Raw genomic sequence first — 19,722 nt, 5'->3', positions numbered from 1 at the left:
CTTTTACGACCAGTTGTCGTTGACTGGCCACGGTCAAAACTCCTGGGAGTTCTCCCGTGGACGCGAAAACCCAAACCGAAGAATCTGAAACCGGCGACACGCACGCCACGTCACGCAGGGCCACCTCAGAGGCGGCGCCAAAGCACCGGAGAGACGTCGGTCAGGAGCACAAGCAGGATAAGCAGGCCGGAGAACCAAAGCCCAGCCTGCTGAGCTTCCCTCGGCGGCACCCTTACATATCCATCGCCATCCTGCTCGCAGTGCTGCTGATTGCCGTAGGGCTGGTCTTGTGGTGGCTGGACGCGCGTCAGTATGAATCGACCGACGATGCTTTCATCGACGCCCGCACGGTGACGATCGGTGCCGAGATATCGGGTCGTATCACCGATGTCGCGGTCACCGACAACCAGTCTGTGAAAGCCGGCGACGTGCTCTTGCGCATCGACGACAGCGACTATCAGGCAAGCCTGGCGGAAGCCGACGCCGGTGTGGCCTCGGCGCAGGCCGAGATCGTCGATGTCGGTGCACAGATCGAAGCACAAAACGCCAAGATCGATGCGGCACAGAAGCAGGTGGCGCAGGCCCAGGCCGCGCTCGAGTTTGCCAAAGCGGAGGACAAGCGCAACCGTGAGCTGCTGGCCAAGGGAACCTCCACCCAACAGCAGGCGGAACAGGCCGCTTCTACCCTGCGCCAGGACCAGGCCGCCCTCGACAGCGCCGGAGCAAACGTGGCAGCCGCGAAAAGCCAGGTCACTGTTCTGCAAGCACAGACCAAGAGCGCGCAAGCAAAGCTCAATCAAGCCAAGGCCAGCCAGGAGCAGGCCCGCACCATGCTGTCGCGCACCATCATAACCGCGCCTGTCGCCGGTCGCGCCACCAGTATCACGGCCGCCAAGGGCACCTACGCCCAGCCTGGTCAGGTGCTGATGATGTTCGTTCCCGACGAGGTCTGGGTGAAGGCTAATTTCAAGGAGACCCAGCTTGATCTGATGCGGCCGGGACAGCCCGTCGACATCGATATCGACGCCTATCCCGAAAAGAACTTCCACGGCCGCGTCGACAGCATCCAGGCGGGCAGTGGCACCGCCTTCAGCCTGCTGCCGGCCGAGAATGCCACCGGCAACTTCGTCAAGGTGGTGCAGCGCGTGCCCGTGAAGATCGTCTTCGACCGACCGCCGGGCGTGCTGCTGGGTCCAGGCCTGTCGGTGGTGCCGACAGTCAAGGTGAGATGAGCGCCGTCGAAATGGCTGGTGAACGGAGCGAAACCCGGTCCGCCGCCGGCGGGCGCAATCCGTGGCTGATCGCAGTCGTCGTCTCGATCGCCACCTTCATGCTGGTGCTCGACACCTCGATCGCCAACGTGGCGCTGCGCAACATCGCCGGCAGCCTCGCGGCCGGGATGGACGAAAGCACCTGGGTGATCACCACCTATCTGGTCGCGAATTCCGTGATCATCCCGGTTAGCGGCTGGTTGGCCAGCGTCATCGGCCGCAAGCGTTACTACATGCTTTGCGTGGCGATCTTCACCATAGCGTCGCTGCTGTGCGGCCTGGCGCCCAATCTGGAAATGCTCATCGTCTTCAGGATCCTGCAAGGCCTCGGGGGCGGCGGCATGGCACCCAGCGAACAATCCATTCTCGCCGACACCTTTCCACCCGAAAAACGCTCCCAGGCATTTGCTCTTTACGGCATTGCCGTCATCGTCGCACCGACAGTCGGGCCGACCATCGGCGGTTGGCTGACCGACCATTTCTCCTGGCACTGGATATTCTTCATCAATGTCCCGTTCGGCATCATGTCGCTTGCCTTGGTGCAGTGGCTGGTGGTCGAGCCTGATGTGCTCGAGCGCGAACGGCAGGAACGGTTGAAGGGCGGCCTCAGAATAGACTGGGTCGGTTTCATCCTGGTCGCCACGGCACTCGGCTGCCTGGAGATCTTTCTCGATGAGGGCCAGCGCAACGACTGGTTCGCATCAGGTTTCATCGTGACCTTCGCGGCGATTTCGGCGGTCTCATTTCTGCTGCTGATCCCGTGGGAATTCAGTCACCGCGATCCGATCGTCGACGTCCGCCTGCTGTTCAGCCGCCAGTTCGGCACATCGTTCCTGGTGATGATGGCAGTGGGCGCCGTGCTGTTCAGCACCACCCAGTTGATGCCGCAACTGCAGCAGACCGCCTTCAACTATACGGCGACCCTGTCGGGCCTGTCGATGATGCCGGGTGGCATCGCAATGTTGATGCTTATGCCGATTTCCGGATTTGCCGGCGCCATCGTCCAGCCCAAATACCTGATCATGGCAGGCATGTCCGTCGTCGCTGTCGCGCTCTGGCATATGACATCGCTCACCCCGGACGTCAGTTTCGGCTTCTTTGCCTTCGCGCGCATCTTCCTGATGATCGGTTTGCCCTTCCTGTTCATCCCCATCTCGACGGCGGCTTACGTCGGTCTTGCTCCGCAGCAGACGAACCAGGCGTCGGCACTCATCAACGTTGCCCGTAACATCGGCGGAAGCATCGGTGTGTCGCTGTCCAACACGGTGATAGCCCAGAACGCGCAAATCCATCAGGCAAACCTCGTCGGCCACACGGCACAGTCGTCACCGGCCTACCAGCAGGTTCTGCGTCAGGCGACCGAGCACTTCGTGGCTCAAGGCTCGCCGATGATCGACGCAAAACAGCAGGCGCTCGGCTGGATAGGACAGTTGATAGCGCGGCAGGCCTCATTGCTCGCCTATATCGATGTCTTTCGATATTGCGCGGTAGCGACCGCACTGCTCGTTCCTCTCGCCTTGCTGCTGCGCTCTCCCCGGCCCGAAAAGCGTTAGCTCGCGCCGCGGCGGTGTATGGCGCTGCCCCGCCATGCGGCCTCGGCTTCGCGAACTTATGTTGGAACCACCGCGTCGGGTCGACGTTCAGCCCTTGTTCAACAGGAGGAGCTGGCCATGCCACGAGGCGACAAATCGAAGTACACTGACAAGCAGGAGCGTAAAGCCGACCACATTGCCGAAGGTTATGAGAAGCGCGGGGTTTCCGACAAGGAGGCAGAGCGGCGCGCATGGGCAACCGTCAACAAGGACGATGGCGGTGGCAAGAAGGAAGGCGGTTCGGGCCGCGGCAAACACACGGGCCATCCGGCGGCGCACAAAGGCGGCAAAAGCGGCGGCAAGGCATCGGCATCACGGTCTGCCGCAAGCCGATCGGAATCGGCAAAGAAAGCTGCAGCGACCCGCAAGCGCAATGCGGAACACCGTGCCCATTGATCTGACGGCGGCGCTCAATGGGGCCGAACGATGGAAGGACAGGGATGAAATCGCAGCTCGTCAATGAGATCGGCGGACAAAGGACATTTGTCCTGGTGCTCGACCCAGGCGAAGAAGCGTTCGCGGCACTGACCGCCTTCGCGGTCGACCAGAAGATCGGCAGCGCGTCCCTGACCGCCATAGGGGCTTTCGAAAAAGCCACCGTGGGCTGGTTTGATCCGGACGCGAAGACCTACCGCAAAATCCCTATCGACGAACAGTGCGAGGTTCTGAGCGCGATCGGCGATGTCGCACTGGGTGATGACGATAAGCCCAGCCTGCACGTCCATGCGGTGCTGGGATTGAGCGATGGCACCACCCGGGGTGGACATCTGCTTGATGGCATCGTTCGGCCAACGCTCGAAATCACCCTGGTGGAAGCGCCCGGCCATCTGCGCCGCAGCAAGCGCCCGGATCTCGGTGTCGCGCTCATCGATCTGGACGATTGATCTACAGCCGCTCTAGCTCGTTCTCAGGCCTTCTTGCTCCGCTCAGCAGGTGCTGTGTCCGGGGCCGCTTCCCACCCGAACACGCTGCGCCCGCCAAGCAGATGCGACTGGTCGAATTCTCCCGCGACAATTTCCTTCAGGCTGAGGCCGGTGACGTATCGTTCGACTTGCCGCGACTGATCGTCGAGCCGCCTCAAGGCGCCGATTTCTTCATCGCGACCGAGCTTTGCCTTTTGCACGGCCGACTTCAGCACGCCGATCGTCTCGTCATAGACCTTAAGCGGCACAGGGAACGGGTGCCTGTCCTTGCCGCCATGCGCCAGCGAGAAGCGGCCGGGATCGGAAAAGCGGCAAGGCGCGCCATGCACCACCTCGGCAACGAGGGCCAGCGCGCGCACCGTGCGCGCGCCGACGCCGGGGACCAGAAGGAGCTCGGCGAAATCGGTGGGACCGCGGTCCGCGGCGGCGGCGATATTGCCGTGAAGACGATGCATGACGACATCGCTTTCGCGAACGTCGTGATGGGCCGGCATGACCAAATGCGGCAGCAGCGGCTGCTCCGGTTCCTGCCGGCGCCTCGGCTCCGCGCAACGCTCCAATGCTGCAAGCTCGCCCAGGATGCGATCGGGTCCGAGCTCCTGCAAAAGGTTCAGTTGCCCTTGGCGCGACGCGTCGGCGCGCCTGTCGGTCAGGTTGACGATCTCGCCTTGATTGATGCCCTCGATGGCGGCATGCGGCTGGTCGACAAAACTCTTGAGCCCCTCGGAGAGCCAATGGTAGCGGCGCGCCACCTTGCTGTCACCGTTCATGCCTTGCTGCACCACGACCCAGCGACCGTCATCGGTGACGATGAAACCATGCAGGTAAAGATCGAAACCGTCCTGGACTGCGGCGCTGTCGACCTTGGCGACAAGACGGCTGACGGTGGCCAGGCCCGCTCCGTCAAAGCCGACGCGTTGGCCGATGGCTTCGAGTTCATGCGGGGTTTTTCGCGAATGCGCGCCGCGACCACCGCAGACATGAATGCCGAGCTCGCCGGAAAGCGGCGTGAGGCCACGCTTCAAAGCGCCCACGACGCTGGTCGTGATCCCCGACGAATGCCAATCCATGCCCATGACAGCACCAAAGGACTGGAACCAGAACGGATGCGCCAGCCGTCGCAGCAGTTCGTCTCGACCATAGTGATGAATGATCGCTTCGCACATCACGGCGCCAAGACGCGTCATGCGGTCGCCGAGCCATTTTGGCACGCGCCCGCCATGGAGTGGAAGATCAGCACTTCCCGATCGTTGCGTCACGTCTGCTATCCGTTCTGGTGTCCGTTATTCTCTTAACAGATAGGCAGCCAAACCGCGCAAGGAAGCATGGACACTTTCCGCCGAGCCGAGTTGGCGAACGTCAAGTCCAGTTCGAGAGAACCGTTTCCATCTCAACCGTCTCGACCTGCTGCGCGAAACGTTGGTGGTAAACGGTCAGCAGTGCGTCGTGGGTTGAATCGGAAGAACTGCATAGCGCGTCCGTGACGAGAACCACGCGATAGCCGAAATCGATGGCTCCGAGCACCGTGGCCAGAACGCAAACATCCGTTTCGCCACCGGTGATGACGAGCGTATCGATGCCGCGCTCCACCAGGAAGGCTCTGAGGCGCCCTTCGAACCAGGGCGAGTAGATGTGCTTGTCGATGATCGCCGCTGGCGGGCAGTAGCCGGCTAAAGACGGCAACAGTTCGGTCATTTCAGGCCCGATCGTCTCGATCGTCTGTGAAGCCCAGCGCTCATAATAGCGCTTCCAGGTGCCGACGCCCTGCCCCGGCTTCTTGGCTGGCAGGAAGCGTGTAAAGACCGTCTGCGGCGCGCGTCTTTCGACCAGCGTCTCGATCTGCGGGAGAACCCGGGTGATCCAGGGTGTTGCCCATTGAGACGGCTCGGCAAACAGCCGCTGCATGTCCACGCAGACATGCATGCATCGATCGCCCAGGGGACCGTATGCCAGCCCCGGCATCGACATCAGTGCGTCTCCGACCGGCCAAGCATTCCTGACTCCTCATTTTGCCAGCAAAGACACGCAACGCCGCGCGCAAGCACTGGTTCCTGAGATAGCCAACAGGAACCGACGCAAATGACCGGCGTTTTCGCTGTGATGAATGGAGGTGCTCGCATGAGACCGCGCGAGAGGCGTTGGAGCCGCAAGTCAACCGGGGCGCCAAAATGGAACTGAGCGGAGGATGTCTCTGCGGCACGATCCGCTTCCGCGTTGGAAGCGAACCGAGAGTGCATTACTGCCATTGTGATATGTGCCGGCGAGCGACCGGCAGTGCGTTCGCGGTTCTGGCCTGGGTGCCTTCCCAAAGCGTGACCTGGACCGATGCGACGCCGACCTATCGCAGGTCTTCGCCGATTGCCTGCAGGGGGTTTTGCTCCGCCTGCGGATCGCCGCTCAGCCTCGCCTATGACGCATCGCCGGGAGAGATCGCGCTTCATGTCGGAACGTTCGACGATCCGGCTCGCCTGGAGCCGCGCTACAATTATGGATCGAGGCAGCGACTTGGCTGGGTTTGCTGCGGAATGGACCTGCCGCACCACGACACCGAGGAGCGATGGTGAAACCATGTCTGAAGGGGAAGCCTGATGAGCATGTTTTACCGGGCGGCCAAGATTGCCGAAGAGGTCCACCAGGCACAGCGCGACAAGACCGGGCGACCTTATATCGAGCACTGTCGCCGTGTCGTTGACGCGGTCGAAACCAAGGATCAGAAGGTCGTCGCCTATCTCCATGACGTCCTGGAAAAGGGCGAAGGCTGGGACCGGACCAGGTTGGAAGAGGCCGGTTTTGGCCCGACGATCGCGTCGGCCGTCGACGCCATGTCGCGTAGGGACGGCGAGGATTACTTCGCGTTCGTGCGACGAGCGGCATCGAATCCATTGGCGCTGCCGGTGAAGCGCGCGGATCTGGCGGACAATATCTGGCAGGCACGACAGGCCGGGGCATCAACCGTCAGATACGAGGAGGCACTACGCATCCTTGATGAAGAGTTTCCACGCGGTTAGCACCTGCCTTGAATTTCAGCTCGCGCCGATGAGAACGGGCAATCTACTCCGTGACGTGGGGCGTATGCCTTCTGTCCTCCGCGGGCTCGACATCGATGCGCGCCTTTTCCGGATCGAATGCACCATGACGTGCAATGGCCCGCGCCGCGGTTTCAGGCGTCTCGTACGCCCACATGAAATCGTCAGCCGAGCTGCCCACGGCATGGACGCGCCAGTAGCTCGCGGTACCTTTCAAAGGGGAGCGGCTGGTGGTGTTCGTTTTTTCGAAAAGGTCAAAATAGATGTCTTCGAAAGGAATATAGAACACGGGCTCATGTCCTTCTTCCTGAAGCACTTTCGCCCGTTCCGTGGCAGCGACTATGGCGTCGGAAAATCGTACCGTCACCGTGCCCGCAAACGGTTCTATGGCCAACTGGCCAGCATGGTGTCTTGAGATTGCGCCTGAAGCTTGCATCCAAATTCTCCCTGGCTGCCGATTGATTGCGAGACCGCATTTCGGTTCGTCATGCATGGAGACGAAATGCGCGGCGATGCGTCAGGTTCCGGCCTTTACTATGGGGTCGATGGCGCCCCTCCTTCAGCGCTTGCCATGGCTATCGAGAAACGCAGCCAACATTCGCGAAACCTGATCAGAAGCCTCACGCGTCGGGAAGTGTCCGATGCCATCCAGCACCACCCGCCTGTAGAACGCGGTGAAATGCTCTTCGAGCCCCTCTGAAGACTGGGCAAACACAACGCGGTCGTCACCACCGTGAAGCGTCAGGATCGGCACGGTGATGATCTTGACCGTTGCTTGCCGGCGGGCGAGTTCAGCATAACGCGGATCGGGCTCGGCCTCTTCCCACCGGACCCGATAGGAATGCAACGTCACATCCGCCCAGTCAGGATTTTCGAACGAGCTCGCAACGCCATCGAAAATGGCGTCGTCGAACCAGCCTAATGGACCCCAGCTGTCCCACTGATACCTGGCGAATTCCTTGCCGTTCTTTCGTACGAACTCGGCGCCCCGTGCGGTCGCCATGAACCATTGATACCAAAATGCTTTCGCCTGTTCGGGCGTCGGCGTTGCTGGTTTGCCTGGTTGCCAGCCGAGGGACAGCGCAGCGCAGCACTTGATGCGGTCCGGAAAAACCGACGCGAGCAGATAGGATATCCGAGCGCCCCAATCATGTCCGACAACTGCAAAGCGGCTGATGCCAAGCGCATCTGCAAAATCCAGCACATCCTGCGCCATCGCGGCAATCTCGCCCGAGCGCATGGTTTCTTTCGACAGGAACGATGTCGGCCCAAAGCCTCGCAACCAAGGGGAAAACGTCCGGAAGCCAGCTTCATGAAGCATCGGCGAAATACGAGCGTATGTCGTCGCGTCGTCGGGCCAGCCATGCAGCAGGATAACCGGGGCGCCGTCCTGCGGTCCACCATCGAGATAGGCGACGCGCAGCAGAGGTGTGTCGCAATGTGAGACGGAGTTCATTTGCTCTGAGGCACCGTAGCTGGCTGGTCGCCGCCAGTCGTGGGGCCTGGTCTGGCGGCCTGATCAACCTGTGGGTTCTTGTTGCTGGTGGCTTTCATCGGCTCGGTGTTGTTGTCGCAGGCGCCGAGCGCAAGGGCAGCGGCCAAGACCAGGAATGAAAAGAACCTCTTCATCGAAACCTCCTCTGGTTGATGCCCGGCAAACGAGGTTCCGCCAATTTGGTTGCCCGACCGGGGTCCTCAAGACGCCATGGGATTGCCGATCAACGCTTCGAGCTATTGGAATCGGCCGCAACTGTCGGGTCAGGCAGAACCGGGCCACGTTCAGTCTCCGAACCCTCAGCTTCGATCTCCTGCACGGCCCGATCCCAGTGCTCCTGCTCGCGGCCTACCGGCCGGCCCTCTTGTTCCCAGATTTCATAGGCCCGTCGTTTGATCTTTTCTTCCCTGCTGTCCATGGCTAGATCCTCCAATTCGTCAGTCTCAATTCCGGGCCATATTTTTTGTTCCTCCTCTGTCGGCAACAGCCGCTGCCGGATTTCGGGAAGGCCCTTGTGGATTGCATGGGATGACCGGCTTGGTAAATTTCGTACCGATATTTTTTCGTGACACACCTATGCTCGCAGTTTTATGAATCAGGATATCGGCCAGCGCCGAGCACGTCCCTCTCCGATCCCACTGCCCGGCGCTCAACGCCGGATCGCTCGTCGCATCGACATGGCGGGCTGTTGCTTCGATTGGAGGTGACGCTCATGCGGGAATTGCCGAAAGACATCGACGCCGATGTGGTCATCGAAATCAGCAAGCTGCTGGACGACAGCCCGCTTTTCGTCCCGGTGCGGGTTCATGAACTTGCGGCCAGGGTGAGGCAGAGGGTGAAGACCGGCCTGCCAGACCTTTCGATTGAAGAACTGATCGTGGAGATGGCCTCCGTACGTCAGCTGGCCATGGCCTTTGATCTGCCTGGATCGGAGAATGTCGTGCAAATCCCGGTGCGGTATCGCCGCTAGCACTGCGACATCAAACGCTCCATCCGGAGGTCAGAACAAGCGACGCCTCAAACATCTGCGCACCGATCTCATCGCGTACCTTGACGGTTATCTTGACGAAATCGCAGTCGGGCATTTCGTCTTGGGCGACATCCTGCAAAATACGAATTGCTTCCGCTCTGGCTTGTTCCCGGGATTCGAACAGCTGCCCGTCATCGTCGGGTACCGTGCCGTCACCGTTTTGAAGATCAAAATAGTACCGTTTCATTTTTCCTGCCGCGCTGGAACATCTGGCGTTTCAATGATTCCGCTTCATGGTGGTTCCTGCCCGCTGGCCGTGCTGGTGACGACGTGGTCGTTCAACGCACCGCAGGGCGAAGCGCCGATATGAAAAGCACCAGCAACGCCAAGGCGTTGAGGCCTGCGGCGATGGCATGCGAATACTCCCATTGGCGCCGCAGCAGCTCCCAGTTTTCAGGGAGGACAGTCCAGTTCCGGGTCGCCTGATTGATTGGATAGGTCAGCGTCCAGAAGGCAAACTGCGTGGCGCCGATGCTTAGAAAGGCGACAACAACCAAGCCGAAAGATGCGCTCGCTCGATAGAGCAGGATCGCCAGGGCGGCCGTGGAGAGCAATGCTCCCAGCACCACGATGCCGAACAGGCTCCATCCATCATAGGCGCGCTGCGCAGCCAGATAGTTTGGCCCGTCGAGCTTCATCTTGTTGAACATAGCGAAGAAATGCGCGGCGGCCGGAGCGAAAGCCAGGGCAACGAAAATGAAGCTGACCACTCTCAGACTATAGATTGCCATGTCGGTCTCCTCTCCGGAGACAGCTAGGGCAATCGCCAAGGTTGAAAAGGTCGCTTTAACGGCGGCTTCCGCCCGCGATCGTATGATCTCAAGCGGGGTCGTTTTTTAGCACTCACGCATCTATCTCGGAACATTTTTTTTGGGTGCTGGTTCTACCCAGTGAAGGGACGAACCTTACCCAGGGAGATTTCCCATGAAACGTGTTCTCATTACCAGCATGCTGGCCATCGGGCTCGGCTGTGGAACGGCGGCGGCTCAGACACAACAGACCGAAAGCCAATCTGGCGCAGACGCCAACTGCGCTTCCGGGCAGGCTGACTGCCAGAACGGCTCCAAGATGGGCGAGCAGGCCCAGGGCAAAGCCAAGCTGAAGACCGACGAGCAGGCTCAGGGCAAGGCCGGCACCACCACCGACCAGCAGGCCCAGGGCAAAGCCAAGCTGAAGACCGATGAGCAGGCTCAGGGCAAGGCCGGCACCACCACCGACCAGCAGGCCCAGGGCAAAGCCAAGCTGAAGACTGACGAGCAGGCTCAGGGCAAGGCCGGCACCACCACCGACCAGCAGGCCCAGGGCAAGACCAAGATGCAGACCGACGAGCAGGCTCAGGGCAAGGCCGGCACCACCACCGACCAGCAGGCCCAGGGCAAGACCAAGATGCAGACCGACGAGCAGGCTCAGGGCAAGACCGGCACCACCACCGACCAGCAGGCCCAGGGCAAGGCCTCGACACAGGATACGACGTCGACCGGTTCCATCAACAACGTGACGGTGGAGCAGAAAACCCAAGTCACTCAGATTATCCGGGAGACGAAGGTCGAGCCTGTGTCCAATGTCAATTTTGACATCAGCGTCGGCGTCGAAGTTCCGCGGCACAAGGTCAGGCTGCATCGGCTGCCGGCTCGTATCGTCAAGATCGTTCCCGCTTACGAAAGCTACGAGTATTTCGTGCTTGCGGACGGTCGGATCGTCATCGTTGATCCGGATACGTTCAAGATCGTGCTGATTTTGACCTGATATGTCCGACGAGTGGTCCGCCCTCCAGAGGGCGGACCGTCATTGCCGGACTGCTATGGATTCAAAGCAACTCCGAAGAGAACCGCAAGCGGCAGGTGATACAATCTGCCACCGCATGGCGGACTCGGCTAGAGACGCCCGAGCACGACCAGGATTATGACTATAAGCAGCAGAAGACCGAGGCCGCCGCCCCCGTAATAGCCGGTGCCGTAGAATGGCCCGCCGCCAAGTCCACTAAAGCCGCCAAGCAATGCGATAATCAGAATGATGATAAGAATTGTGCCGAGACCCATGACTTGCTCTCCTGTTTGCGGCTTCGCGCCGTGTAGACGGAGCGGCGGTCGCCGGCTGATGAGAATATGAACTCGCTACAAGCCTTCCTGTTCCCGATTGAGACCTCATCGACGCTGCAATGTCTGGCCGCTCAAAGTTGTTTAGGCGAACAAAGGTCATCCCGAGACGCCCGAATAGCCCTGGTCTTTCAGCAATCCAGCGAGATGGGCGGCGTTTGAGGCTGCCATTTCGATCGCACCCGAGACTTTTTCCGGAGTTGCCGGCAGGTCGACATAGTTGACGTCCTCCATCGCCTCGCCAACCCAGTAGACCCCGCCATTGGCCGGGATGGTGAAGCCGACATCGTTCAATGCCTGAAAGCATTCCGCGTGGCAGTGATGCGCACCGTCCTCATTACCGACGATGGCCACCAGGGCCACCTTTCCTGCTGCCGGCATTCGCCCTCTGTCATCCGTCTCCTCGAGAAAGGCATCCATCCGCTCCAGGACGCGCTTGGCCACACTCGAGGGCTGGCCAAGCCAGATCGGAAGCCCGAGCACGAAGATGTCGGCCGCCAGTATCTTCTTTCTGAGTTTCGGCCAATCGTCGCCCTCGCCCATGTCGGAGAGCACGCCGGGCTTGATATCGTGGCTGAGCGCACGCACGATCTCGCCCTTCACATCGTATTGCATCAACGCCGCCAGGACATCGGCGAGCAACCGATCGGTGGAGGATTTTTCCCTGTCGTTCGAAGCTTTGAGCGAGCAATTGAGTGCGAAGGCCGTAAGCGGCATGTGAATCTCCCTGCATTGTCCTAATTGCAAACCGCCGCGACGACTTCGCGACTGCCCATTCGCCCGTTGCGGGATCGCCCGGCATTCTAACGCCAGGGTTAAATGCTTGTTCCGCAGGCGGACCAACAGGGCCGGTGGATGGCCCCCTCCTCCCACTTGGTGACGGTCGAGCCGGCTCAGAAAGCGGGCTGGTCCTTGAGCACAGACGTTGGAGAACGGACAGCGGCGAGCGACGCAGATTGAACTGGTGGGGCAACCTATTCGTTCGCTCTTCGTTTTCTTCTGAGTTCCCGAAAATGGATAGACGATGCTCGTCCAGACCCTCGAAGCAGGCGATATGCAGCTGGCGGTATCCACGGCCGGCGATCCGCGCCGACCGGCCTTGATCCTTCTGCACGGCTGGCCCCATTCCCGGAAAATCTATGATGGTGTGCTCGATGAACTCGGCACGCGATACTTTACGCTGGCTTTCGATCTTCCGGAGATCGGTGAATCGCGTGGCACTCCGCCGTCGGCGGAAAAGAAGGTTCTTGCCGATATTGTGATTTCAGCCGCCGAGGCGCTTGGGGCCAAATCCATCGTCGTTGCAGGCTTCGATGTGGGCGGCATGATTGCCTTCGCTGCTGCTCGCCATCATGGCGGTCGCATCGTCGGCGCGGTGCCGATGAATACGGTTATCCCCGGCCTTCATCCATGGACGAAGGTAGTCGCAAACCCGGGCATCTGGCACTTTGCGTTTCATGCGGTGCCTGAGTTACCGGAGTTGCTGGTGACGGGCCATCAACGCGCCTACTTCGATTTTTTCTTCGATCTGCTCGCCGGCCGTCCCGAAGCATTGACCAATGAAATGCGGGAGACGTTGACGCAGGCCTATGCGAGGCCGGAGGCACTTAAGGCCGGCTTTGATTGGTATCGCGCGTTCAAGCAGGATGCCGAGGCCAATGCCCCGGCGCGCATCGAAGTTCCGATCCTTTATATCCGCGGCGACGCGGATTTTGGATCGATTGACGATTACCTCGAAGGTCTGAGGATGTCTGGCGCAAAGAACCTGCAAGGTCACATGATCGCCAACTGCGGCGAATTCCTGCCGATCGAGGCACCGGCAGAATTCGTCAAGGCGCTGGTGGAATTCGCACCGAGATAGTGAAGCGATCAGCGTTATGCAGGTGCCTACTGGCTCGTGGAAGTTACGCGCCAGACCGTGTTCCCGACATCGTCGGCGATCAGCAGCGCGCCGGATTTGTCGACGGCAACGCCGACGGGCCGCCCGTGCGCCTTGTTGTCCTTGCCGAGGAAACCGGTGACGACGTCCTGCGGCTTGCCATCTGGATGACCGTCTTTAAACGGCACGAAAACGACCTTGTAGCCGTTGAAGCTCTTGCGGTTCCAGCTACCATGCTCGCCAACAAAGGCGCCGTTGCGATAGAGCTCCGGCAGGTTGGTTCCAGTGTAGAACGTCAAGCCCAGAGGTGCGACGTGGGAACTCAAGGCATAGTCGGGAGGGATCGCCTTGGCGACGAGGTCCGGCCGCTGCGGCATCACGCGCGGGTCGACATGCTGACCATAGTAGCTGTACGGCCAACCATAGAACGCGCCGTCCTTGACCGAGGTCATGTAGTCGGGAACCAGGTTAGGACCGAGCTCGTCGCGCTCGTTGATCACAGCCCACAGCGCGCCGCTCTGCGGCTCCCAACTCAGCCCGTTGGGATTGCGCAGGCCGCTCGCGAAAATACGATAGCGGCCAGTGGCCCTGTCGACTTCCCAGATGGCGGCCCGGTCCTTTTCCGCCTGGATGCCGTTCTCGGTGATGTTGCTGTTGGATCCGATGCCGACATACAGCCGAGACCCGTCGGGGCTGGCCACGAGAGACTTTGTCCAGTGGTGATCGATAGGTCCGCCGGGCAATGGCGTCAGCACGGCGCCCGGCGCGGTGATCTTGGTGTCGCCCGACGTGTAGGGATAACGCACGATGGCGTCGGTGTTGGCGACGTAGAGATCGTTGCCGACCAGGGCCACGCCAAAGGGCGAATTGAGATGATCGAGGAAGACCTCCTGGACATCGGGCAGACCATCGCCGTTCGTATCCCGCAGCAGGGTGATACGGTTGCTTCCTTCGGTGCCGCCGCCCGAGGTCGCCATCGACTCGATCCAGCCCATGATCAGGTCTTTCGGCCGCTTGATCGCGGCACCGGGCGGCGCCACGGATTCGACCACCAGAACGTCACCATTCGGCAATGTGTAAAGCGAGCGCGGATGCCTCAAGCCCTTGGCAAAGGCCTGGATTTGCAAACCCTTGGCGACGGTCGGCTTCTCGTCTTGTTTCCAACCGACGACCGACGCGACATGCATGGGCGGCACCAGATACTGAATAGGTTCAGGCAGCGTCGGGTTTGCTCCGACCTGATCGGTGGGATCCGGTTCGTTATCGCTGCATGCGGGCAGCGCCAAAATCGATCCGAACAGCAGACCGAGGCTCGCGATACGCCGGATATGTCTGGCGGAGACATTCATTCGACCACCTCCACTTGAGTGTGGCCGGAGCTCCATCCCAGCAGTCCCAGCAAGAGGATAACGATCACGGCGACGGCGGACAGGATGAGCCCCGTCGGCACGACCGAGGTCCAGGCATCACGGCTGTGCACCAGTGCGTTGAAGAGCGATATGACGAGCACGACGAGGCTGCCAAGGAGATATGGCCATGCAGGCCCGGCTTGACGGGCAAGTCGGCCGGTAGACAAATCGACAAGTGCTGCAAGGACCGCGAGCACGCCTACAACCAGGCCGGCAAGGAGCAGCCAGGCGGAAAAATCTGCCCACATCATTTCAGCGCTTCGCCAATAGGCAACGTCGGTCAGCAATGTGCCGACGAAACATGCGTTTGCGACCGCCATCGGCGTTTTATGGAACGGACGCCTGGCTGCCACCAACACGGATCGGGCACGGGCCATGGACATTCTCCACCTTTGAAGCTGTACCTGTCCTCCAAACCAACTTGTGGTTGGGAGGTTCCCGGAACCGTTTTGCGTTCAAGAACTCGTGATGGCGCTGGCAATGCGACAGAACGGCTCGGCGCGCGATGCTCATGCGGAGTTGGCGCGCAATGTCCTCAAGGTGATCGAGTAGCGGTGCAGGTCAACCGCCGGAATGCTGTGCTCCCATTCCATGCGCGATGGTCCGGTCATGAGATACGCCGACCTTGGTTCGACGACGATGGTCCGGCGGTCCCATTTGGTGCCATTCTTCCGCCGGAGCCGGAAGCTGCAAGGCGCCAGCAACGAAACACCCGCAACGTCTTCGAAATGAGGCTTGTCTCGATGCCAGCCGATGCAGGCGCCGGGCCGGTATTCGTTGATCAACACTTGCGCGAAGGCGTTGGCGGGCCGGCCTGCCAACGCTGCGATCTTGTCGCGCAGGGACAGCAGGAAGTCAGGGATCGGCGGCGCCTCGACGACCTGGCGTCTGTCGTAGTCGTAACGCAGGCCAAAACCGACGACGCGCCGGTTTGCCAGATGGCCATGGAAATCGAACGCCTCGAACGGCAGGCCTTCCAGATGCCGGGCGAGTTCCGTTTCTTCTTGCGCCGTGATCAACTCGGGCTGATAGAAGAAACCTTCCGGTAGGTCGTCGGCAGCACCAAAGAGATCGTGCTGAAGCCCGGATGAGCCGGAGTCGAGTGTTTTCGATTTGGGTGTCGCCATCCCAGCTAAGATGGTGAAGGCCAGCCCGCCTGGCAATATCGGAACCTGGCCAGCCAATCTGCACCCACCCTGCGGACGTCACCACAACGACGGACAGGGCCTGCCAATCCGGATTTTATCGAGGGACTGTATTCAACTCAGGATTTCGCGAGCATGCCTTGAACGCGACCGAGGGAGTTTGCGTGCATGTACGTACGGTTCTTACCAAACCGTGAGCTTTCGTTGCCAGTTGCTTGTCGGCAACTAGATTGGCAACGCGGCATCCCCAAAACATGCCGCAGTGGCCGGCGCGGGTTTAGGCAACGGTGTCTCACCGGCATCATCGCGCCGGCCACTCGAAATGTCCGCTGGCGGCTCTGTGGCGGAGAAGCCTCTGTTGGCCCGGCGCGCTCAAACGAGAGGCCGCTCCTGCCTCGCGGGATGCTTCGAGCCCAAATCTCCGATCAGCCGGCGGTACTGGGTTTCGGGTGGACCGTAAGAATCTCGCGCCAACGTCATGAGACCGTCTCGATCGCGGATCGTAATCTCTCCGCGGCGCGCTCGGATATAACCGTAACTTTCGATCATCTGGAGGCCGACGGTAACCCCCGGACGCCTCACACCAAGCATGATGGACAGAAATTCATGGGTTATCATAAGCCTGTCGCCGACAGTGCGGTCGCTGCACATCAAAAGCCATCTTGCCAGTCGAACTTCCAGGCTCTGCCGCGCGTTGATCGATGCCGTATAGCTTGTCTGAACATGGAAATATTGGACATAGCGCAACAGGAACGACCGCAATGTAGGGCTGTCCTCCAGGGCTTCGACGAAGGGGGCAGCCTCTATCCGGAGAGCCTCGCATGTCGACTGGACGTAACAATCAAAGTTGGCCTGGTCGTCCCCCATGACCAGGGCCGAACCGGTCATTCCTTCGAACCCGATGATTCCGACTTCGGCTTCGGTCGCAGGCGAAGTCCTCGCCACTACCGAGGCCAGCCCGCTTTCCAGAAAATAGACGGCTTCGATCTTCTGCCCCGCGGTCTCCAGCGGCGCGCGCAACTCAAGAAAAACACTCGCCAGATGCGGACGTAGCCGCGCGAAATCGTCCGCGCTCATCCGGCGAAGCAATTCGCTCTTGGCTTGCAGTGTCTGGTAATCCACGAGACTCTTTTCCCTTGGGCAAGAGCACTGGGATCTCTTAGCCGGCCGCGCCCGTCGAACGAGCGGACGGTAACGAACCATAGACTTCGTCTCGCGCAGCACTAGACGGGCGGGCGCGTTGGTATGAAACCGACAGTTACTGCTGAAGACTCGAAGGCCTTGTTGGCTGACTATCTTTCGCCAGCAAACGAGCCTCCCGCAGGATAGAGGCGCGATCGAACCCGAGGAGCGATATGATTTCGCGTATCTGTTGTTCAGTGGCGCCTGTATCCCGCGCCAGCGCGGTCATCGCGCCCAATGGCAGACCGGGGTGCTCGGGCTCCTTCGCCGTGCAACACCATGCCTCGTGATGGGCAAGAGCGATGGTCACTCCCAAGCGTCAGCGCCCCAACTGTGCTGCTGACGATTTCCTTTTGTACGCTTCCGTACGGAGCTTTGCGAGTCAATTCGGACGGAGGCTGAGTTGAGGCTTCTAGCGTCCTTGCGTCGTCCGTCCGTCGCCCCCGGAATTGTTCGGAACGATTGCTCGGCTGAGAGGTTCAAATATTCCACCCAACAGGAGTCTCGAAAGATGGATCACACCAACCACGTACGCCTCACAAGCACCGAACTGACACCAGACATTCTCGAAGACGCCACGATTTACGACGCAGACGACAACAAAGTCGGCAGCGTTTCGCATGTGCACGGCTCAGGAGCCGCCAGTCAGGTCGTCATCGATGTCGGCGGCTTTCTCGGCATTGGCGCCAAGCCGGTGGCCGTTCCCGCAAGCCAGTTGGAATTCATGCGCGATGAAGACGGCGACGTTCACGCGGTGACGAACTGGACCAAGGATCAGCTCAAGAGCATGCCCGAGCATCACGATGCATGATTTCAAGGACTTCACCTTGAACGGGAGCGGCCACTCGGCCGCTCTCTCTTAGGCGCAACAGGGTGGACAGACGATGCGGCGCGAAAACCGGAGCCTGCTTCTGCGGAGGGATCGCCGCAGCCCTGGACGGAGAGCCTTTCTGGATATGCTACGATCACGACGACGATTGCCGCCGGGCCATCGGAAGTCCGCTGACGATCTGGGTTGGTTACCGGCCGAAGCAATTTCAGCTCCTTAGAGGGACGCCGAAGGCCTTTTCCCAAACGCCAGGCGTCACCCGCACGTTCTGCCCAGACTGTGGAAGCTCGATAGGCTATAGCGACGAAGGCCTGCCGGACGAGTTCTATGTGACGATCGGCTTCTTTGACAACCCTGAAGGGTTTCGGCCGCAAGCCCATGCCTATTGGGACCTGAGGCTGCCGTGGATCGAGTTTGATGACAGCCTGCCACGCATCGACCGATATTCAAGGAAGCGCGACCCGAAGTTCGGCAACCCGCGCGACCGGTAGTCGCGGTGCGTGACGCCAGGATATCGGCGGAACCTGACGATCGCTAACGGGTTATTCGGGCAGACCTGTCGGGTGCGACCATGCCATCGACCGTGATCCGAAATGCGCAATACGATCCCGCCACCAGGATCCTGTCGGTCTGGTTTGTGCCGAGCGGCAGACGCTACGAATATGAGGATGTTGCACCGGCAACTTATGCCGCTTTCACCAAAGCTTCCTCAAAAGGCCGCTTCTTCAATGAGTTCATCCGCGACCGCCATCGGTACCGCCGCGTGGCGTGACAAGTTTGGACATGAGCAGGCGATGCACGGAACCTGACCGGCATCGTCTCGTTGACGTCTCGTCATCGAAGCAGGCCAGGCAACGAAAGTGTTCATCTGGACATGCTCAGGTGTTCGCACCGGCAAAGATCGATCGGAAAAGGCTTCAAGGGAGTTCAAGAGCCATGACGGCCAAGAAGCAGAAGACCGAAAGCAAGGACAAGAAGGCATTGCGCTTGGCAGAGACCACCGACGTCTCACCCAAGCAAGCCAAGGAGCTCATGCAAAAGCATGGCAAGGACAACCCCAAGGTCGAGAAGGAAGCCAGAAACTTCAAGGCGGAAGGATAGGATCCGCATGAGGCGACCTGTATGGCCCCTGCAGGTGATCGGCCAGGCAATTCGGGATTAAGGGGGTGCCCCGGCCTTTTCGGCCGCGAGCGCAAAAGGAAAGCGCAGCACCAGGTTGCGGTTCTCGTCAAAAATCTCGAAGGTCAATCCGGTACGCAGCGGCCTGCCATGCAGCAGCTCTTCGGCAAGGATTTCCTTCGCCGACGCCATCGCGTTTTCCTCAGCGCTCGCGAGATCAGAAAATTCCTGGCCCTCGGGATCCTCCTGCAAGCTTCCGCTCTCATCTCGAAGGTCGAAAAAGTACCTGGACATGCCGACTGAACTCCTGCTCATCGCGACGGTAGCATCGGAAGCGCCAGCCTCAGACTTCAGTGCCTGATGTCCCCGGATTGTCGAAGAGCACAGCGAGGCCATGCTCGATGGCGCAGGCCGCTATCAGATCATCGAAGGCCTTTCCTGAAAGCGGGCAACTTGGCATCACCTCTCGAATTGCGGTCCCGGCCTTGGCGGTAGAGATCACATCGTGGCGTTTCTTGCGTGTCTCGACATATTGCTCGACCAGGATTTTCAGGCGCCTCACCGCAACGTCGTCCGTAAACATGGATTCCTCAGCCAATGCCTGAAGTAAGGCTGTCGGCCTGATCATCGGCCGACGATCTCGGGGTTAGCCGGGATTGCTCGCACAATATTTCTATGGGCAGTTGGTTCCCCCGACCGCTTGCTTGGTAATTTTCGTACAGGGAA

Annotated in this window: 29 protein-coding genes; 13 read left to right on the top strand and 16 right to left on the bottom strand. The window is 60.2% G+C overall.

What is annotated here, in order from left to right; genetic code table 11:
• Window positions 1-56: 56 nt before the first annotated feature.
• The 4 genes from EOC83_RS05750 (at window position 57) to EOC83_RS05735 (ending at window position 3,747) form a co-directional block, all read left to right on the top strand.
• Window positions 57-1,232, top strand: coding sequence for an HlyD family secretion protein (locus EOC83_RS05750; RefSeq protein WP_244514300.1), 1,176 nt, complete (start codon window positions 57-59; stop codon window positions 1,230-1,232).
• Window positions 1,233-1,243: 11 nt separating this feature from the next.
• Window positions 1,244-2,824, top strand: coding sequence for a DHA2 family efflux MFS transporter permease subunit (locus EOC83_RS05745; RefSeq protein WP_082826674.1), 1,581 nt, complete (start codon window positions 1,244-1,246; stop codon window positions 2,822-2,824).
• Window positions 2,825-2,941: 117 nt separating this feature from the next.
• The gene (locus EOC83_RS05740; RefSeq protein ID WP_013531559.1) at window positions 2,942-3,259 is read left to right on the top strand and encodes a hypothetical protein; all 318 of its coding nucleotides are present in this window, start codon (window positions 2,942-2,944) and stop codon (window positions 3,257-3,259) included.
• 44 nt (window positions 3,260-3,303) lie between these two features.
• On the top strand, window positions 3,304-3,747 hold the full coding sequence (locus EOC83_RS05735) for a PPC domain-containing DNA-binding protein (protein WP_027161655.1): 444 nt from the start codon (window positions 3,304-3,306) through the stop codon (window positions 3,745-3,747).
• A gap of 23 nt (window positions 3,748-3,770) precedes the next feature.
• On the opposite strand, the gene EOC83_RS05730 is transcribed toward EOC83_RS05735, so the two are convergent.
• A complete protein-coding gene (locus EOC83_RS05730; protein WP_063168023.1) occupies window positions 3,771-5,045 on the bottom strand; it encodes a DUF763 domain-containing protein in 1,275 nt (424 codons plus the stop codon).
• A 100-nt stretch (window positions 5,046-5,145) separates the two neighbouring features.
• Window positions 5,146-5,754 carry a cysteine hydrolase gene (locus EOC83_RS05725; RefSeq protein ID WP_063168024.1) on the bottom strand — a complete coding sequence of 203 codons (609 nt, stop codon included), beginning with the start codon at window positions 5,752-5,754 and terminating at the stop codon, window positions 5,146-5,148.
• 200 nt (window positions 5,755-5,954) lie between these two features.
• Between EOC83_RS05725 and EOC83_RS05720 the strand changes: the two genes are divergently transcribed.
• Entirely contained in the window at window positions 5,955-6,350 is a 396-nt protein-coding gene (locus tag EOC83_RS05720; protein WP_027161657.1) for a GFA family protein, read from the top strand.
• 24 nt (window positions 6,351-6,374) lie between these two features.
• Complete coding sequence (locus tag EOC83_RS05715) at window positions 6,375-6,794, top strand: HD domain-containing protein (protein ID WP_027161658.1); 420 nt, start codon at window positions 6,375-6,377, stop codon at window positions 6,792-6,794.
• A 43-nt stretch (window positions 6,795-6,837) separates the two neighbouring features.
• Here the strand turns inward: EOC83_RS05715 and EOC83_RS05710 are convergent, their stop codons facing one another.
• From EOC83_RS05710 to EOC83_RS05695, 4 genes are all read right to left on the bottom strand, one after another.
• Window positions 6,838-7,248: a DUF427 domain-containing protein gene (locus EOC83_RS05710; RefSeq protein WP_013531554.1), complete on the bottom strand. Its 411-nt coding sequence runs from the start codon at window positions 7,246-7,248 to the stop codon at window positions 6,838-6,840.
• A 123-nt stretch (window positions 7,249-7,371) separates the two neighbouring features.
• Window positions 7,372-8,268, bottom strand: a complete 897-nt coding sequence (locus EOC83_RS05705; RefSeq protein ID WP_063168025.1) for an alpha/beta hydrolase — start codon at window positions 8,266-8,268, stop codon at window positions 7,372-7,374.
• On the bottom strand, window positions 8,265-8,441 hold the full coding sequence (locus EOC83_RS05700; protein WP_013531552.1) for a hypothetical protein: 177 nt from the start codon (window positions 8,439-8,441) through the stop codon (window positions 8,265-8,267). The genes EOC83_RS05705 and EOC83_RS05700 overlap by 4 nt, the downstream gene beginning before the upstream one ends.
• Window positions 8,442-8,530: 89 nt before the next feature.
• Window positions 8,531-8,725, bottom strand: coding sequence for a DUF2934 domain-containing protein (locus EOC83_RS05695; RefSeq protein WP_013531551.1), 195 nt, complete (start codon window positions 8,723-8,725; stop codon window positions 8,531-8,533).
• Window positions 8,726-9,019: 294 nt separating this feature from the next.
• Between EOC83_RS05695 and EOC83_RS05690 the strand changes: the two genes are divergently transcribed.
• Complete coding sequence (locus EOC83_RS05690) at window positions 9,020-9,277, top strand: hypothetical protein (protein WP_013531550.1); 258 nt, start codon at window positions 9,020-9,022, stop codon at window positions 9,275-9,277.
• A 10-nt stretch (window positions 9,278-9,287) separates the two neighbouring features.
• Here EOC83_RS05690 and EOC83_RS05685 read toward each other — a convergent pair whose 3' ends face one another.
• A complete protein-coding gene (locus EOC83_RS05685) occupies window positions 9,288-9,524 on the bottom strand; it encodes a hypothetical protein (RefSeq protein WP_013531549.1) in 237 nt (78 codons plus the stop codon).
• 91 nt (window positions 9,525-9,615) lie between these two features.
• On the bottom strand, window positions 9,616-10,107 hold the full coding sequence (locus EOC83_RS05680) for a hypothetical protein (RefSeq protein ID WP_224674205.1): 492 nt from the start codon (window positions 10,105-10,107) through the stop codon (window positions 9,616-9,618).
• 154 nt (window positions 10,108-10,261) lie between these two features.
• On the opposite strand from EOC83_RS05680, the gene EOC83_RS05675 reads away from it, so the two are divergent.
• Entirely contained in the window at window positions 10,262-11,083 is an 822-nt protein-coding gene (locus tag EOC83_RS05675; protein WP_127312568.1) for a DUF1236 domain-containing protein, read from the top strand.
• 128 nt (window positions 11,084-11,211) lie between these two features.
• Here the strand turns inward: EOC83_RS05675 and EOC83_RS05670 are convergent, their stop codons facing one another.
• Together EOC83_RS05670 and EOC83_RS05665 are read right to left on the bottom strand one after the other, a co-directional pair.
• Window positions 11,212-11,376 (bottom strand): DUF3309 family protein, encoded by a 165-nt coding sequence (locus EOC83_RS05670; RefSeq protein WP_013531546.1) that lies wholly within the window; start codon window positions 11,374-11,376, stop codon window positions 11,212-11,214.
• Window positions 11,377-11,532: 156 nt separating this feature from the next.
• Entirely contained in the window at window positions 11,533-12,150 is a 618-nt protein-coding gene (locus EOC83_RS05665; RefSeq protein ID WP_013531545.1) for an NAD(P)H-dependent oxidoreductase, read from the bottom strand.
• A 307-nt stretch (window positions 12,151-12,457) separates the two neighbouring features.
• Here EOC83_RS05665 and EOC83_RS05660 point away from each other — a divergent pair, with 307 nt between their 5' ends.
• A complete protein-coding gene (locus tag EOC83_RS05660; RefSeq protein WP_063168027.1) occupies window positions 12,458-13,294 on the top strand; it encodes an alpha/beta hydrolase in 837 nt (278 codons plus the stop codon).
• A 26-nt stretch (window positions 13,295-13,320) separates the two neighbouring features.
• Here the strand turns inward: EOC83_RS05660 and EOC83_RS05655 are convergent, their stop codons facing one another.
• The 4 genes from EOC83_RS05655 to EOC83_RS05640 all read right to left on the bottom strand — a co-directional run bounded on the left by EOC83_RS05655 (window position 13,321) and on the right by EOC83_RS05640 (window position 16,988).
• The gene (locus tag EOC83_RS05655; RefSeq protein ID WP_013531543.1) at window positions 13,321-14,661 is read right to left on the bottom strand and encodes a sorbosone dehydrogenase family protein; all 1,341 of its coding nucleotides are present in this window, start codon (window positions 14,659-14,661) and stop codon (window positions 13,321-13,323) included.
• Window positions 14,658-15,098 carry a DUF2231 domain-containing protein gene (locus EOC83_RS05650; protein ID WP_050580528.1) on the bottom strand — a complete coding sequence of 147 codons (441 nt, stop codon included), beginning with the start codon at window positions 15,096-15,098 and terminating at the stop codon, window positions 14,658-14,660. Before EOC83_RS05650 ends, EOC83_RS05655 begins: the two co-directional genes overlap by 4 nt.
• A gap of 132 nt (window positions 15,099-15,230) precedes the next feature.
• Window positions 15,231-15,848, bottom strand: a complete 618-nt coding sequence (locus EOC83_RS05645) for an alpha-ketoglutarate-dependent dioxygenase AlkB (RefSeq protein ID WP_063168028.1) — start codon at window positions 15,846-15,848, stop codon at window positions 15,231-15,233.
• A gap of 390 nt (window positions 15,849-16,238) precedes the next feature.
• Window positions 16,239-16,988: a Crp/Fnr family transcriptional regulator gene (locus tag EOC83_RS05640; protein ID WP_082826458.1), complete on the bottom strand. Its 750-nt coding sequence runs from the start codon at window positions 16,986-16,988 to the stop codon at window positions 16,239-16,241.
• A gap of 571 nt (window positions 16,989-17,559) precedes the next feature.
• Here EOC83_RS05640 and EOC83_RS05630 point away from each other — a divergent pair.
• The 4 genes from EOC83_RS05630 (at window position 17,560) to EOC83_RS05615 (ending at window position 18,978) form a co-directional block, all read left to right on the top strand.
• Entirely contained in the window at window positions 17,560-17,859 is a 300-nt protein-coding gene (locus tag EOC83_RS05630) for a PRC-barrel domain-containing protein (RefSeq protein WP_013531539.1), read from the top strand.
• Window positions 17,860-17,921: 62 nt separating this feature from the next.
• The gene (locus tag EOC83_RS33540) at window positions 17,922-18,368 is read left to right on the top strand and encodes a GFA family protein (protein ID WP_063168030.1); all 447 of its coding nucleotides are present in this window, start codon (window positions 17,922-17,924) and stop codon (window positions 18,366-18,368) included.
• 80 nt (window positions 18,369-18,448) lie between these two features.
• On the top strand, window positions 18,449-18,649 hold the full coding sequence (locus EOC83_RS05620) for a KTSC domain-containing protein (RefSeq protein ID WP_013531537.1): 201 nt from the start codon (window positions 18,449-18,451) through the stop codon (window positions 18,647-18,649).
• A gap of 164 nt (window positions 18,650-18,813) precedes the next feature.
• Complete coding sequence (locus EOC83_RS05615) at window positions 18,814-18,978, top strand: hypothetical protein (protein ID WP_013531536.1); 165 nt, start codon at window positions 18,814-18,816, stop codon at window positions 18,976-18,978.
• 57 nt (window positions 18,979-19,035) lie between these two features.
• Here EOC83_RS05615 and EOC83_RS05610 read toward each other — a convergent pair whose 3' ends face one another.
• On the bottom strand, window positions 19,036-19,248 hold the full coding sequence (locus EOC83_RS05610) for a hypothetical protein (RefSeq protein WP_063168031.1): 213 nt from the start codon (window positions 19,246-19,248) through the stop codon (window positions 19,036-19,038).
• A 91-nt stretch (window positions 19,249-19,339) separates the two neighbouring features.
• A complete protein-coding gene (locus EOC83_RS05605; protein ID WP_245441362.1) occupies window positions 19,340-19,624 on the bottom strand; it encodes a hypothetical protein in 285 nt (94 codons plus the stop codon).
• Window positions 19,625-19,722 lie beyond the last annotated feature (98 nt).

Source organism: Mesorhizobium sp. Primo-A (assembly GCF_003997175.1).
GTDB classification, from domain to species: domain Bacteria; phylum Pseudomonadota; class Alphaproteobacteria; order Rhizobiales; family Rhizobiaceae; genus Mesorhizobium; species Mesorhizobium ciceri.
The sequence above is the reverse complement of the archived record's forward strand: the minus strand, read 5'-3'. Positions and strand labels throughout refer to the sequence as shown.